Raw genomic sequence first — 14,765 nt, 5'->3', positions numbered from 1 at the left:
GACCATCCCCACCATTCCACTCATCGAAAACCCCAGAACAGCAAGTCGACACCACCTGACGAACCCGCCGGACTCACACCGCAGGCCCGCAAAGCCGAACTCACGAATCCAGATCCCCAGCCAACTTCCACCCGATCCGCCCGCCCCCGACGGTCCGGCCGATCCATCCCACCCGCCCGGTCATCCGACCGCCCCAGCGAATCCGGCCACCCAGCGAATTCCGACCGAGACCGACACAGGCCAACCCAACGCAACCCACCAACAAGGCCGGGGATGGGGGTCCGGGGGCGCAGCCCTCCGGCCGGGGGCGCGGGGGGCTCGGCCCCCCGCACAAACACGACGAAGATCGAAAAACCCGAAGGCGTGCCCGCCGAGCAGACACGCCCGCGATCGAGTGGAGACGAGGGGAATCGAACCCCTAACCCCCGCCTTGCAAAGGCGGTGCTCTGCCAATTGAGCTACGTCCCCGGTGGTGCCGGTCGCACCTGGCCACGCACGTCCGGCGGCTTTCCGATGTTAGCGAAGGCCCGTCCGCAATGAACAGCGACCACGGCGGGCTCACCGCGCGGGCGAGCGCTCGACGTGGTCGCCGGTTGGTTCCTTACGTGCCGGTGCGCCGCGAGCGGCTCACACCTCGCCGGCGGTGGCCTCGCGCCAGAGGTCGGCCTCGGCCTTGGCGGCGCGGTTGCGGCGGACGACGAACAGCACGGCACCAGCAACGACGGCGAGTGCGAGCAGCTTCTTCATTTCCGGTCGCCTCCTAGCGCACGGCCCGCGACCGCGGGCGAGGGAGATTCCTCAAGGAAAGTGGGCCTAGGAGGACTTGAACCTCCGACCTCTTCGTTATCAGCGAAGCGCTCTAACCGTCTGAGCTATAGGCCCTTGGTGTGCTTCAAAGATTACAGGACGCCGGGCGGCCTTCGTAGCGGGGGGTCCCGGCGGTCGGCGGGGGTGGCGACCGCGGGCCGCCACCCCCGGCCGGTCACTCCCGCTCGGACAGCGTGACCTCGACGCCACCCGCGAAGTCGGCGGCCACGTTGTAGATGAACGCGCTGACCGTCGCCAGCGCGGTGAACAGCACGATGTTGATCGCCCCGATGATCGAGGCGACGCCGAACACCCGGCCCGCGCTGATCAGTTCGGCTGCCGCGTTCTCCGGCTGGGTGAGCTCGGTGAACGTGCCGTTCAGCGAGTCCCACACGCCCATGCCGTCGAGCACCCCGTAGAGCACGGCGACCGCGATCATCCACACGAAGAACATGGCGACGCTGAGCACCAGCGCCAGCTTCAACACCGACCACGGGTCGAGCCGCTTGATCTGCAGGCTGGCCCGGCGCGGTCCCCTGCTCGGCCTGCGCGCGCTGGCGCTCGCCTGCGCACCGGCTCGCGCGGAGGCGCCGAACGACACCGAAGTGCGCCCGGAACCGTCGAAGCCCTGCCCGGGAATCTCGGTGCGCACGGTTTCCTGCTCGTCGCCGAATTTCGCCTGGGTGGCGGCCGAATCGGAGCCGGTGCCGTCCGCACCATCGCCGGTCGCCGATGCGCGTTGCCACGGCGGGGGGACGTCGGTGCCGTCGAAGGTCTCCCCGTCGCCGCCGGTGGCCGCCGAGTCCGCGGCACCGGACCCGGCACCGTCCTCACCGGTCATGACCGAGGTGTGCGGGGAGTTCTGGCTGCTGTTGCGCTCGGCGTCCGGCTGCTCCGAATGCCCCTCCGGACGCTCCGGCTTGTCGGAAGTGGTCACGAGAGATCCTTCATGATCGTGGTCGGCGTGTCGCTACTTCGTCGGCTCGGGGCCAGGCCCGGCGGCGTCCGGGTCGGCGGCCTCGTCGGCGTTTCGCGCGATGGCCACGACCGAGGTCCCGTCGCCCAGGTTCATCAGACGCACCCCCTTCGTCTGCCTGCCCGCTTTGCGAACCTCCTTGGCGGTCGTCCGGATGACACCGCCGGTGGAGGTGATCGCGTACAGCTCATCGTCCAGGTCGGCGATGAGCGCCGCGACAAGCCTCCCACGTTTGTCGTCGTGCTGAATGGTCAGCACTCCCTTGCCGCCGCGCCCCTGGACCGGGTAGTCGTCGATCGGCGTCCGCTTGGCGTAGCCGCCGTCGGTGGCCACCAGGACGTACCGCCCGGCGCGCACGACACCCATGGCGAGCAGCTCGTCGCCGCGGTTGAACCGCATGCCCAGCACGCCGGAGGTGGCCCGGCCCATCGGGCGCAGCGCCTCGTCGGTGGCGTGGAACCGGATCGACTGGCCCTCCGCGGAGACCAGCAGCAGGTCGTCGTCGGTGGAGCACAGCACCGCCCCGACCAGCTCGTCCTCGTCCTTCAAGTTCACCCCGATGAGGCCGCCCGAGCGGTTCGAGTCGAAGTCGGTCAGCTTCGACTTCTTGACCAGGCCGTTCTTGGTGGCCAGCACCAGGTACGGCGCGGCGGTGTAGTCCTTGATCTGCATGACCTGGGCGATGTGCTCGTCCGGTTGGAAGGCCAGCAGGTTCGCCACGTGCTGCCCGCGCGCGGTGCGGTTGGCCTCCGGCAGGTCGTACGCCTTCGCCCGGTACACCCGCCCCTTGTTGGTGAAGAACAGGATCCAGTCGTGCGTGGAGCACACGAAGAAGTGCGACACGATGTCGTCCTGCTTGAGCTGCGCGCCCTGCACGCCCTTGCCGCCGCGCTTCTGCGCCCGGTACAGGTCGGTGCGGGTGCGCTTCGCGTAGCCGGTGCGGGTGATCGTGACGACGACGTCCTCGTCGGCGATGAGGTCTTCCATGGAGACCTCGCCCTCGTAGGGCACGATCTTGGTGCGGCGGTCGTCGCCGTGCTTGTCGACGATCGCCATCAGCTCGTCGCGCACGATCGCGCGCTGCCGCTCCGGCCGGTCCAGGATGTCCTTGTAGTCCTCGATCTCGCGTTCCAGCTCGGCGAGCTGGTCGACGATCTTCTGCCGTTCCAGCGCGGACAGCCGCCGCAGCTGCATCTCCAGGATCGCGTTGGCCTGCACGTCGTCCACGTCCAGCAGCCCGATCAGGCCGGTGCGCGCCTCGTCCACCGTCGGCGAGCGGCGGATCAGCGCGATCACCTCGTCCAGCGCGTCCAGCGCCTTGACCAGCCCGCGCAGCACGTGGGCGCGTTCTTCGGCCTTGCGCAGCCGGAACCGGGTGCGCCGGACGATGACCTCGAGCTGGTGCTTGACGTAGTAGCGGATCACCTGGTCCAGCCGCAGCGTGCGGGGCACGCCTTCGACCAGCGCGAGCATGTTCACGCCGAAGGTCGTCTGCAGCTGGGTGTGCTTGTAGAGGTTGTTGAGCACCACCTTCGGGATCGCGTCCCGCTTCAAGGTGATGACGATGCGCATCCCGCGCCGGCTGTTGGACTCGTCGGCGATGTCGGAGACGCCGGAGATCTTGCCGTCCCGGTGCATCGTCGCGATGCTCTCGATCAGGTTGTCCGGGTTGACCTGGTACGGCAACTCCGTGACGACCAGCGAGGTCCGCCCCTTGGCGTCCTCCTCCACCGAGACCACCGACCGCATCCGGATGGACCCGCGCCCGGTGCGGTAGGCATCGGCGATCGCGTTGGTGCCCATGATGAGCCCGCGGGTCGGGAAGTCCGGGCCCTTGATCAGCTTGATCAGCTCTTCGAGCAGCGTCTCGTCGTCGACCTCGGGGTTGTCCAGCAGGTACACCACGCCGTCGGCGACTTCCCGCAGGTTGTGCGGCGGGATGTTGGTCGCCATCCCGACCGCGATCCCGTTCCCGCCGTTGACCAGCAGGTTCGGAATGCGCGCCGGCAACACGTCGGGTTCCTGGGTGCGCCCGTCGTAGTTGTCCGAGAAGTCGACGGTGTCCTCTTCGATGTCGGCGAGCATGTGCATCGCCAACGGGTCCAGCCGCGCCTCGGTGTAGCGCATCGCCGCCGCCGGGTCGTTGCCGGGCGAGCCGAAGTTGCCCTGGCCGTCGATGAGCGGGTGCCGCATCGCCCACGGCTGCGCGAGCCGCACCAGCGCGTCGTAGATCGCCGAGTCGCCGTGCGGGTGGTAGTTACCCATCACCTCGCCGACGACGCGGGAGCACTTGACGTAACCCCGGTCCGGGCGGAACCCGGAGTCGTACATCGCGTAGAGCACGCGCCGGTGCACCGGCTTGAGGCCGTCGCGCACGTCGGGCAGCGCCCGGGCGACGATCACGCTCATCGCGTAGTTGATGTAGGAGTTCTGCATCTCCTGCTGGATGTCGACCGGTTCGACCCGGCCGTGTTCCGGCGGCAGGATTTCCGTCACGAGTAGAGATTCCTTTCAGGCAAGGTCAGCGTGTTCCGGCGGCGCCGCGGCGCGGGCCAGGTGTCCCGCGCACCTCGCTCGTCGGCGCAGGTGCCGCGGGCGCGGCGACCCGGCTGGTCGCCACCCGGACGTCGGGTCACACGTCGAGCAGACCGGCGTCCCTGGCGTTGCGCGTGATGTACGAGCGGCGCGCCTCCACGTCCTCGCCCATGAGCACGCTGAACAGTTCGTCGGCGGTGGCGGCGTCGTCCAGCGAGACCTGCATCAGCAGCCTGCTCGACGGGTCCATCGTGGTCTCCCACAGCTCCTGCGGGTTCATCTCGCCGAGACCCTTGTAGCGCTGGATCCCGTCGTCCTTCGGCAGCCGGCGACCGGCCGCCGCACCCGCCTCCAGCAGGCCGTCGCGCTCCCGGTCGGAATAGGCGTACTCCGGCTCCGCGCGCGGCCACTTGATCTTGTAGAGCGGCGGGCGGGCCAGGTACACGTGCCCGTTCTCGATCAGCGGGCGCATGAACCGGAACAGCAGCGTCAGCAGCAGCGTCCGGATGTGCTGGCCGTCCACGTCGGCGTCGGCCATCAGCACGATCTTGTGGTAGCGCAGCTTGGACAGGTCGAACTCGTCGTGGATGCCGGTGCCCAACGCGGTGATGATGGACTGGACCTCGTTGTTCTTGAGGACCTTGTCGATCCGCGCCTTCTCCACGTTGATGATCTTGCCGCGGATCGGCAGGATCGCCTGGAACCGCGATTCCCGGCCGTCCTTGGCCGAACCGCCCGCCGAGTCGCCTTCCACGACGTAGAGCTCGCACTCGTCCGGAACGTTCGACTGGCAGTCCTTCAGCTTGCCGGGCAGCCCGCCGATGTCCATCGCGCTCTTGCGGCGCACCAGCTCCTTGGCCCGCCGGGCCGCCATCCGGGCCTGCGCCGAGCCGACCGCCTTGTTGATGATCGTCTTGGCGTCCGCCGGGTTGCGGTCGAACCAGTCGTTGAGCCACTCGAACGCGGCGGTCTGCACGAACGACTTGACCTCGGTGTTGCCCAGCTTGGTCTTGGTCTGCCCCTCGAACTGCGGCTCGCCGACCTTCACCGACACGATCGCCGCCAGGCCCTCGCGGACGTCGTCGCCGGTGAGGCTGCCGTCCTTGTCCTTGAGCAGCTTCTTCTCCTTCGCGTAGGCGTTGACCACCCTGGTCAGCGCCGCGCGGAAGCCTTCCTCGTGGGTGCCGCCCTCGTGCGTGTTGATCGTGTTCGCGAAGGTGTAAACGGACTGGTTGAACCCGGAGTTCCACTGCATCGCGATCTCCACCTCGAGGCCGTTGCCCGCGGCGTTGAACGCGATGGCCTTCTTGTGGATGGGGTCCTTCGTCGCGTTGATGTGCTTGACGAAGTCCTCCAGACCGCCCGGGTAGTGGAAGGTCCGCTCCTGCGCGCGCGCCGAGCTGCCGTCGGCGTCCTGCCCGGCCTCGTCCTCTTCGGCGGCGCGCTCGTCGCGCAGCACGATGGTCAGGCCCTTGTTCAGGAACGCCATCTCCTGCAGCCGCCGGGAGATGGTCTCCGCGTTGAACCGGGTGGTCTCGAAGACGTTCCCGTCGGCCCAGAACGTGATCGTGGTGCCGGTCTTCTTGGTGGCCTCGCCCTGCTGGATCTCGGTGACGGGCTTGGAGTCCTCGTAGCGCTGCCGCCAGACGTGCCCGTCGCGGCAGACCTCCGCCTCCAGCGCGGTGGACAGCGCGTTCACCACGGACACGCCGACGCCGTGCAGACCACCGGAGACCGCGTAGGAGTCGCCGCCGAACTTGCCGCCCGCGTGCAGCACGGTCAGCACGACCTCGAGCGTCGGCTTCTTCTCCACCGGGTGCATGTCCACCGGGATGCCGCGGCCGTCGTCGGTGACACGGACGCCGCCGTCGGCCAGCAGCGTCACCTCGACCTTGCTGGCGTAGCCCGCCATCGCCTCGTCGACCGAGTTGTCCACGACCTCCTGCACCAAGTGGTGCAGGCCGCGTTCACCGGTGGAACCGATGTACATGCCGGGCCGCTTGCGGACGGCCTCCAGGCCCTCAAGAACGGTGATGGACGACGCGCTGTATTCGTTCTTCTTCGCTGCCACGGGCCTCGGTGTCTCCTCGAACCGGCTGTGTGTCGGGTGATCGGGCAGCCCGGAGGCCGCCAGCGGCGGCCGCGCACGGGCGCCGACCGAAGTGGGCACGGCTGCGGGTGGCGTTCCGGCGCACGACCTTGACCGGCGGTTCGACGGCGGCTGGGTGCGCGATGCCGGGAACGCGGCGACTCGCGGATGCCACGCCCACCGCTCCAGTCTACTGGTCGTCCCGGACAGAAGTGCGGCAAGGACACCCCTGAATTCCTCACAGAGCCGATAACTCGGATCAGGACACCATCCGAGACCCGCGAGCGGGTCCGCGAGCTTCCTGCGCGGACTCGCGCGAGCGTCGGCTCAGCCGTAGGTGTCCCGGGGTCCGCGGCCCGGGACGTGCCGCGGACCGTGCCGCCAGCTCGGCGCGGCCGGGCCCTGCACCTTGATCCGCCGGACCACGCCGTCGCCCACGCCATCTGCGATCCGCTTGATGATCTGGCGCTGCAGCAGGCGCAGCTGAGTGGCCCAGGCGGTCGACTCGGCCTGCACGGTCAGCTCCGCATTGCTCAGCGCGACCGGTTTGGTGTGCTCGGCGATGTCCCCGCCGACCAGGCTGGTCCAGCGGGCGAAGACCTGACCGCCGGAGAGCCGGTCGGTCCAGCCGTGGTCGGTGGCCAGCCTGGAGGCCAGCCTGCCCAGCGGCTGCGGATCGCGATCGTCGGCGCCCGGACCGGACCAGCCGCGGCGCCTGCGCCGACCGGCCGGGGACTTGCCCCGCTTGGGCCGGCGGCGGTTGCCCTGGGACTGCTCCTTGGCCGCCTGCAGCGCGGCTCGCGCGAGGTCGGATCCGTGCAGCTCGGCTCCGTCGGAACCGGCCGCGGACGCGCTGTGCTCGCCCGATGTCACCGAGTTCTCCACACCATCCACAGCGTTATCCCCAGTTGTGGGTAACTGTGGAGACGAGTCCTGCACAGTGCGTGTCGATCCTTGCGGAGCGTGCCCGGACCGTTCATCCGACACGGCTGACCTCCCCATCGCGGACCTCGAAGCGGGTGCCCGCTAGTTCCTCCGGCACGTCTTCCGGCACCGCGGCGGTCACCAGCACCTGCTCGGCACCGGCGACCAGCTCCGCCAGCCGGGACCGCCGCCTGCGGTCCAGCTCCGCGAACACGTCGTCGAGGATCAAGACCGGTTCCGCGCCATCCTCGGCGAGCAGGTGGTACGAGGCCAGCCGCAACGCCAGCACGAACGACCACGATTCGCCGTGGCTCGCGTAACCCTTCGCGGGCAGCTCGCCCAGCACCAGCTCGAGGTCGTCCCGGTGCGGCCCGATCAGGGAAACCCCGCGCTCCAGCTCCTGACCGCGCACCTGCTCCAACTCGGCGAGCAGCACCTGCTCCAGCTCCGCGGGATCCGCGCGCCGCCCCATTGGCACCCCGAAGCCCTCCGGCAACGAGTCGCCGAGGCTGCTGCGATACCGCACGTCGGCGACCCGGCCCGCGGGCGCGCTGTCCCCACCGGTCGCCGCGACGCTGGCGTAAGCGCTGGTCACGTGCGGTGCGAGGTCGGCGACCAGGTCCAGCCGCCCGGCCAGCAGGTCCGCACCGTGCCGCGCCAGGTGCCCGTCCCAGACCTCCAGGGTCCGCAAATCCGCGGCGGGACCGCCCTTGCGCGCCGCGCCCGCCGACTTCAGCAGCGCGCTGCGCTGGCGCAACACCCGCTCGTAGTCCGAGCGCACCCCGGCATAGCGGGGTGCCCGGGACACCAGCAGGTCATCCAGGAACCGGCGCCGCTCCCCCGGATCACCGCGGACCACCGCGAGATCCTCGGGCGCGAACAACACCGTGCGCAGCACACCCAGCACGTCGCGGGGTTTGCCGGGCGCGCCTCGGTTGATCCGCGCCCGGTTCGCCTTGCCGGGCGTGATCTCCAGCTCGACCAGCAGCTCGCGGCCGCCGTTGACGACGGCCGCGCGCACGAACGCGCGCTGCGCGCCGTCGCGGACCAGCGGTGCGTCGTTCGGCACGCGGTGCGAACCGAGCGTGGCGACGTAGCCCAGCGCCTCGACCAGGTTCGTCTTGCCCTGGCCGTTCGCGCCGATCAGCACCGAAGCCCCCGGCTCGAAGGCCAGGTCCGCGTGCTGCCAGGAGCGGAAATCGGTCACTTGGAGATGGCGGACGTACAAAACGCTCCCGAGGGGAGTCGGGTTCGGAGTCGCGCGGTGCGCGGGGACGCGCCGGGCAGGTGCGGAGACCGCCTCGGATCGCCGCACCGACATGTCGCCGTGTCGACAAATCGACCGGACGCGGAGGGTCCGGCAGCGAGGAGCTCAGCCCTCGTTCGTCTCCACGGCGTGCCCGCCGAACTGGTTGCGCAGCGCGGCGACGGCCTTCATCGCGGGCGAGTCGTCCTGCCGGGAAGCGAACCTGGCGTAGAGCGCGGCCGTCATCACGGGGGCCGGCACGGAATTGCGCACCGACTCCTCGACGGTCCAACGCCCCTCGCCGGAGTCCGAGACGTAGCCGCGCAGCCGCTCCAGGTCCGGGTCTTCCTCCAGCGCGCGCACCAGCAGGTCCAGCAGCCAGGACCGCACCACGGTGCCCCGGCTCCACGCCTTGACCGTCGCGGGCACGTCGGTGACCACGTCGGAAGCGGCCAGCAGCTCGAAGCCCTCGGCGTACGCCTGCATCAACCCGTACTCGATGCCGTTGTGCACCATCTTCGCGTAGTGCCCGGCACCGACCGGGCCCGCGTGCGCGAAGCCTTCCTCACGCGGGCCTTCCGGGCGCAGCGCGTCGAAGATCGGCAGCGCCCGCTCGATGTCCGCGGTGTCGCCGCCGGCCATCAGCCCGTAACCGTTCTTCGCGCCCCACACCCCGCCGGACACGCCGACGTCGACGTACTTGATGCCGTGTTCGGCCAGCAGCGCGGCGTTGTCCTGGTCGTCGGTGAACCGGGAGTTCCCGCCCTCGATGATCAGGTCGCCCGCGGCGAGCACGCCTGCGAGCTCCTCGATGGTCTGCCTGGTCGGCTCACCGTGCGGCACCATGATCCACACGATCCGCGGGCCGGTCAGCTTGCCTGCCAGCTCGGCGAGCGAGGGAACGTCGCTGACGTCTTGGTTGCGGTCGTAGCCGACCACCTCGTGCCCGGCGGTCCGCAGCCGCTCGCGCATGTTGAAACCCATTCGGCCGAGACCGACAAGTCCCAGTTGCAACGGTTATTCCCTTCGAGACGAACCTTCGCCCGGACTCGCCCGATTTCCGCGGCCCGGCATCGATGTGATCTTCCGGCCCGCTCGTCACCGGGCGGGCCGCCGAGGCGGCCTCAGCCCGGCAAGCGCACCGGCATCAGCAGGTAGAGGTAGCCCGGGACCACTTCACCATCTTCCCCGACCGGTTTGAGCAACGCGGGCCGGTTGGATGTGGTGAACAGCATCTGCGCGCGGTCGGTCTTCAACGCACCGAGGCCGTCCTGCAGGTAGGCCGGGTTGAAGGCGATCGTCAGCGACTCGCCGGACAGCTCCACCGGGAGTTCTTCCTCGGCGCTGCCCTCGTCGTCGCCGCCCGCGGTCAGCCGCAGCCCCGAGTCGGAGATCTCCAGCCGCACCTGCGTGCCGCGCTCGGCGACCAGGGACACGCGCTTGATCGCCTCGACCAGCGGGGCCACGTCGACGATGGCGGTGGCCGCGGTCTCGGAAGGCAGCAGCTGGCGGTACTTCGGGAATTCCGCGTCCAGCAGGCGCGTGGTGTTGCGCCGCGTCGTGCCGGTCAGCCCCAGCAGACCGTCGCCGGAGGCCAGCGAGATCTCGACCTTGCTGCCTGCCCCGCCGATCGTCTTCGCCGACTCGGCGAGCGTGCGCGCGGGCACCAGCACCGAGGTGTCCTCGATCGACTCGTCCGGTTCCCAGGTGAACTCCCGCATGGCCAGCCGGAACCGGTCGGTGGCCACGATCGTCAGCTGATCGGCGTTGATCTCCATCCGGACGCCGGTGAGCATCGGCAGCGTGTCGTCCTTGCCCGCTGCCACCGCGACTTGGGCGACCGCTTCGGCGAACAGGTCGCCGGGGACCGCGCCTGCGCGCTGCGGCATCGCGGGCAGTTCCGGGTAGTCCTCGACCGGCATGGTCGGCAGGCTGAACTTGGAGCTGCCGCAGGTGATCGTGACCCGCGGACCGTCGACGGTGATCTCCACCGGCCGGTTCGGCAGCGACTTGGTGATGTCGGCCAGCAACCGCCCGGAGACCAGGGTCTTGCCGGTGGAGTCGATGGACGCCTCGGTGGTGACCTGGGCGGAAACCTCGTAGTCGAAACCGGAGATGGTCAGCGCCTCGCCGGAGCTCGCATCCAGCAGCACTCCGCCCAGCACGGGTACCGGAGGCCGCGAAGGCAGGCTGCGCGCGACCCAGGCGACGGCGTCGGCTAGGCCGTCACGTTCCACGCGGATCTTCATCGATGTCCTTTCGGTTTCGGCCGAGGCCGGCTGCCGGGAGATCGCTGCTGGTGCGGCCAGCTCGGAGGTTGCTGGTTCGGGCTCGCGGTTGTCCGGGAGTACCGGTCGCGCCGCGCCGCCCGGTTCTGCGGGCCACCCGAGGTGCGTTGCCGCCGGTTGCGTGCTGAGCCGGGGCGCATCGCGACTCGTCCCCCACGAGACCGCCGCGAGCACGGAGTCCGGCTGGGCGGCCTTCGCGGGAGTTCCACCGTAGAGCGTTCATCGCGATCGCTGCATCCGGGTCCGGGCTCGGTGAAGCGGCTGGGAACCCGCGGCGGCCGTGAGTTGTCCACTTGTCCACCGCCCCTTCTCTTCTTTTGTTCTTCATTTCAAGAGAAAGAAAAAGACAGCCGTAGTAGTAAGGGTTGTGGGTTGTGGGGACAACCGCCTTCCTGGCTGGTCAGAGCGCTTCCCCAACTGTGGAGGAGCACTGGGAGTGATCGGTGGATGGGCTGAACGGGTCGTGGACAACTTCGGCCTCCCCGGAGGTTGTCCACAGCAGCCGCTCGTAGTCCACACCGCCATCCACAGTTGTCCCCGTAGTTGTACCCAGCCCTTGCGGAAAGGCGGCCCGATTTCCGTCTCCACCGATCGGGTTGTGGGCGAATCTGTGTGCTTCTTGTGGCCAACCCGCTCCCGGCCTGTGGGTAACCGGTGGAAGGTTGTGCACAAGCTGTGGGTGGATTGGGGAGAACTCCAGCTCAGCCCTGGGGATGTGGAAGATGTGGACAACAGCGCGCCACGGCGGGACTTTTTGTTGAGCGGTGCGGCTGACGTCACCCCGGATCCACAGAAAAGTTCCGGTCCACCGCGACCATCCGTGCGCGACGCGCATCCGTGCAGGGCCGTTCCGTGATCGGCCGTTCCGTGATGGGCCGCGGTGGATGGGGCCGCCGGAGACGTCCTGCCACCCGCCGCTGCGGCACCGGATGTTTCTGTGCGGGGCCGAGCTCGGAGCCAGGTGGCCGACCAGAAAGATTCGTGACGGCTTGGCTGGGGACGCACTCCGCGCGACTCACCGCAGCCGCCGGGCCGCACGGCGCCGGGACGCGGCGCGAGAAGTTTCTGACCGGGCGGGGAGCCTGCACCTGCGGGGCCCAACAGAAAACTTGCCGGGCGGACGCCCGTGCTCAACCACCAGCGGAGCTCACCAGCGCGCCGGCCGAACACAAACGGCTGGTCAACGCTGAACGAGAAAACTCACTAATACTATTTCGTATTAGTCCTCAGAGTTCCCCAGGTCCATGTGGATAGCGCTTCAATGCAGGTCAGATGCCTTGCATGAGCGCGGGCCGGGCCGAGAACGCCGACCCGGCCCGCACGCCGAAAACCTCAGCCAGGCGCTAACCGCGCGACTGCTGCTTGATTCGCGAAGTCAGCTCCTGAACCTGGTCGTAGACCCGGCGCCGCTCCGCCATCTCCTTGCGGATCTTCTTGTCCGCGTGCATCACCGTCGTGTGGTCCCGGCCGCCGAAGCTCTGCCCGATCTTCGGCAGCGAGGAGTCGGTGAGCTCCCGGCACAGGTACATCGCGATCTGCCGTGCCTGCGCCAGCGCCTTCGTCTTGCCCGGCCCGCACAGGTCGTCGATCGTCACGCCGAAGAACTCCGCGGTAACGCCCATGATCGTCGGTGCGGTGATCTCCGGGGTCTGCTGGTCCGGGATCAGATCCCGCAGCACGATCTCGGCGAGTTGCACGTCGACCGGCTGCCGGTTCAACGAGGCGAACGCGGTGACCCGGATCAGCGCACCCTCCAGTTCGCGGATGTTGCGCTCGATGCGGGCCGCGATGAACTCCAGCACCTCGGCGGGCGCGGCCATCCGGTCCTGCGCGGCCTTCTTGCGCAAGATCGCGATCCGGGTCTCCAGCTCCGGCGGCTGGATGTCGGTGATCAGGCCCCACTCGAACCGCGTCCGCAGCCGGTCCTCCAGCGTGCGCAACCCCTTCGGCGGCCGGTCGGAGGAGACCACGATCTGCTTGTTCGAGTTGTGCAGCGTGTTGAAGGTGTGGAAGAACTCCTCCTGAGTTCCTTCCTTGCCCTCCAGGAACTGGATGTCGTCGACCAGCAGCACGTCCACGTCGCGGTAGCGGCGCTGGAACGCGACCTGCCGGTCGTCGCGCAGCGAGTTGATGAAGTCGTTGGTGAACTCCTCGGTGGACACGTAGCGCACCCGCATCCCCGGGAACAGCCGCTGCGTGTAGTGCCCCACCGCGTGCAGCAGGTGCGTCTTGCCCAGCCCGGACTCGCCCCAGATGAACAGCGGGTTGTACGCGCGGGCCGGTGCCTCCGCGGCGGCCACGGCCGCGGCGTGGGCGAACCGGTTCGACGCCCCGATCACGAACGTGTCGAAGGTGTACTTCCCGTTCAACCGCGTCTGCGAGGTCGGCGGGCCGTTCTTCGGCGCGGTGAACGGCTGGCCTTGCTGCTGCGGCTGGTCGTTGTGCTGGCCGCGGCCGAAGGTCGGCCAGATCTCCGAATCGGACTGCTCGTCCGGCCCTTCGTGGTCGGTGTCGTCTTCGCCGCTCGGCTCCGGTTCGGTCGCGGAGTCCGCGGCAGCCGGCCACTGCTGCTTGGGCGAGTGCTGCTCGGGCTCCGGTTCCTCGTCGGTGCCCGGGTAAGAAGTCTCGGAGTAAGAAGATTCGGAGTAGTGCTGCGTGCGAGCACCGTTCGCCTGCGTCTCCGGGAGAGATCCGCTGATCGTCCCGGTCTGCGCGGAGCTGAACGTCTCCGGGCGCGGAGGCGCCGCGGAGTAATGCCCCGCCGAGGCGGTGGCGGCATAAGCCGAATTGTCGAAGGTGATCCCGTAACCGCCGGACTGCTCGGCGGCCTCTTCCGGACCGCTGCGGGCAGGTGCCTCCTGGCGCGCCTCCGGCGCGGCCAGCGGTCGGGTGGGTGCCGGAACGGCGGTGTCCACCTTCACCGCGAGCGATACCTCGCGGCCGAGCCTGCGCGACAACGCGTCCGTGATCGGATCGCGCAGCGCCCGCTCGATCGCTTCCTTGGCGAAGTCACTGGGAGCCGCCAACAGCGCCGTGCCGTCCAGCAGGCCGATCGGCCGGGTCACCCGCATCCAGGCGCGTTGTTGCGGCGAGAGCGTGCCCGACGACAGCTCGTGCACCACTTCGTCCCAGACCCGACCAAGCTCGGATTGATGGTCGGACACCGCAGCGCTCCCCTCCCCTCGCAGGCACGTTTCCCGCGCCGTGACTCCCACACCTGGGCCAGGGCGGCTTCGCCAGCGCGGGGTGATGGTGAACCGGCTCCGCGGGGCGCCCGGGGCACGTGTCCACAGAGTTGTCCACAACTGTGCACGAAGGTACGGCAGGGGACTTAGGTCTTCCCCCCGGGGCCCCACCGGTGCCTGCGGTCCAGGTCGCCAGCACTGACCCTCGGCTCCCACACCGGGGGCGCGCGTCGCAGGAGGGACAACGTAACAAGGTCATGAACGCCTCACAAGGCGGGCTCCCCGCGGCCTGACGCCGGTGGATACCCCCGGTGACCGATGGGCGCGTCCGACCGCGTAGCCTCGTGCAGTCCCCCGCTGCACGAGCGGGTATGTCGCCGCGCTTGATTTTCGCGCAGGGAACCGAGCGCGGCGTGCGGCTGAACCGATCGCCGCGCGCAGACTCCTCTCGCCGCGGCAGGGGTGCGGCCGACATGGCGACCGCCACGGCGGGCGGGGACATCTTGACCGAGCCATCGGGGCCGAGCACGAGCCTGTCAACAACGGGCCTGAAGTAACGGGGAGATCCACCGTGAGCAAGGGCAAGCGCACCTTCCAGCCGAACAACCGTCGACGTTCCCGCAAGCACGGGTTCCGGCTGCGCATGCGTACGCGCGCGGGCCGCGCGATCGTTTCCGCGCGCCGGCGCCGGGGTCGCAGCCGTCTGACCGCCTGA

General features: G+C 69.2%; 9 protein-coding genes, 2 tRNA genes and 1 pseudogene. 1 reads left to right on the top strand and 11 read right to left on the bottom strand.

Annotation, left to right across the window (positions count from 1 at the left end):
• Window positions 1–395 precede the first annotated feature (395 nt).
• The 11 genes and pseudogenes from INP57_RS00675 to dnaA form a co-directional block, all read right to left on the bottom strand.
• Window positions 396–468: transfer RNA gene (locus INP57_RS00675), tRNA-Ala, on the bottom strand.
• A 171-nt stretch (window positions 469–639) separates the two neighbouring features.
• Window positions 640–747: pseudogene (locus INP57_RS29285) on the bottom strand (DLW-39 family protein); the annotation flags it as partial.
• Between the two features lie 61 nt (window positions 748–808).
• A tRNA-Ile gene (locus INP57_RS00670) sits at window positions 809–882 on the bottom strand.
• Window positions 883–982: 100 nt separating this feature from the next.
• Window positions 983–1,744, bottom strand: a complete 762-nt coding sequence (locus tag INP57_RS00665; RefSeq protein ID WP_307849830.1) for a DUF3566 domain-containing protein — start codon at window positions 1,742–1,744, stop codon at window positions 983–985.
• Window positions 1,745–1,777: 33 nt separating this feature from the next.
• Window positions 1,778–4,279: a DNA gyrase subunit A gene (gene gyrA / locus INP57_RS00660; protein WP_200068041.1), complete on the bottom strand. Its 2,502-nt coding sequence runs from the start codon at window positions 4,277–4,279 to the stop codon at window positions 1,778–1,780.
• A 136-nt stretch (window positions 4,280–4,415) separates the two neighbouring features.
• Window positions 4,416–6,389, bottom strand: coding sequence for a DNA topoisomerase (ATP-hydrolyzing) subunit B (gene gyrB, locus INP57_RS00655; protein WP_200068040.1), 1,974 nt, complete (start codon window positions 6,387–6,389; stop codon window positions 4,416–4,418).
• 345 nt (window positions 6,390–6,734) lie between these two features.
• On the bottom strand, window positions 6,735–7,301 hold the full coding sequence (locus tag INP57_RS00650) for a DciA family protein (protein WP_307849829.1): 567 nt from the start codon (window positions 7,299–7,301) through the stop codon (window positions 6,735–6,737).
• An 82-nt stretch (window positions 7,302–7,383) separates the two neighbouring features.
• Window positions 7,384–8,559, bottom strand: a complete 1,176-nt coding sequence (gene recF / locus INP57_RS00645; RefSeq protein WP_200068038.1) for a DNA replication/repair protein RecF — start codon at window positions 8,557–8,559, stop codon at window positions 7,384–7,386.
• Between the two features lie 144 nt (window positions 8,560–8,703).
• Window positions 8,704–9,591, bottom strand: coding sequence for a phosphogluconate dehydrogenase (NAD(+)-dependent, decarboxylating) (gnd, locus tag INP57_RS00640; protein WP_200068037.1), 888 nt, complete (start codon window positions 9,589–9,591; stop codon window positions 8,704–8,706).
• A 110-nt stretch (window positions 9,592–9,701) separates the two neighbouring features.
• Complete coding sequence (dnaN, locus tag INP57_RS00635; protein ID WP_200068036.1) at window positions 9,702–10,826, bottom strand: DNA polymerase III subunit beta; 1,125 nt, start codon at window positions 10,824–10,826, stop codon at window positions 9,702–9,704.
• Between the two features lie 1,382 nt (window positions 10,827–12,208).
• The gene (gene dnaA / locus INP57_RS00630) at window positions 12,209–14,029 is read right to left on the bottom strand and encodes a chromosomal replication initiator protein DnaA (protein ID WP_200068035.1); all 1,821 of its coding nucleotides are present in this window, start codon (window positions 14,027–14,029) and stop codon (window positions 12,209–12,211) included.
• A 592-nt stretch (window positions 14,030–14,621) separates the two neighbouring features.
• On the opposite strand from dnaA, the gene rpmH reads away from it, so the two are divergent.
• The gene (gene rpmH / locus INP57_RS00625; protein WP_200068034.1) at window positions 14,622–14,765 is read left to right on the top strand and encodes a 50S ribosomal protein L34; all 144 of its coding nucleotides are present in this window, start codon (window positions 14,622–14,624) and stop codon (window positions 14,763–14,765) included.

The organism is Saccharopolyspora galaxeae (assembly GCF_016526145.1).
GTDB classification, from domain to species: Bacteria; Actinomycetota; Actinomycetes; order Mycobacteriales; family Pseudonocardiaceae; genus Saccharopolyspora_C; species Saccharopolyspora_C galaxeae.
Note: the sequence above shows the minus strand (reverse complement) of the source record. Positions and strands in the feature narration are given on the sequence as shown.

What these genes read in the sequence shown, in the direction of transcription:
- dnaN (WP_200068036.1), bottom strand. Translation starts at nt 10,826, where the DNA reads ATGAAGATCCGCGTGGAACGTGACGGCCTAGCCGACGCCGTCGCCTGG.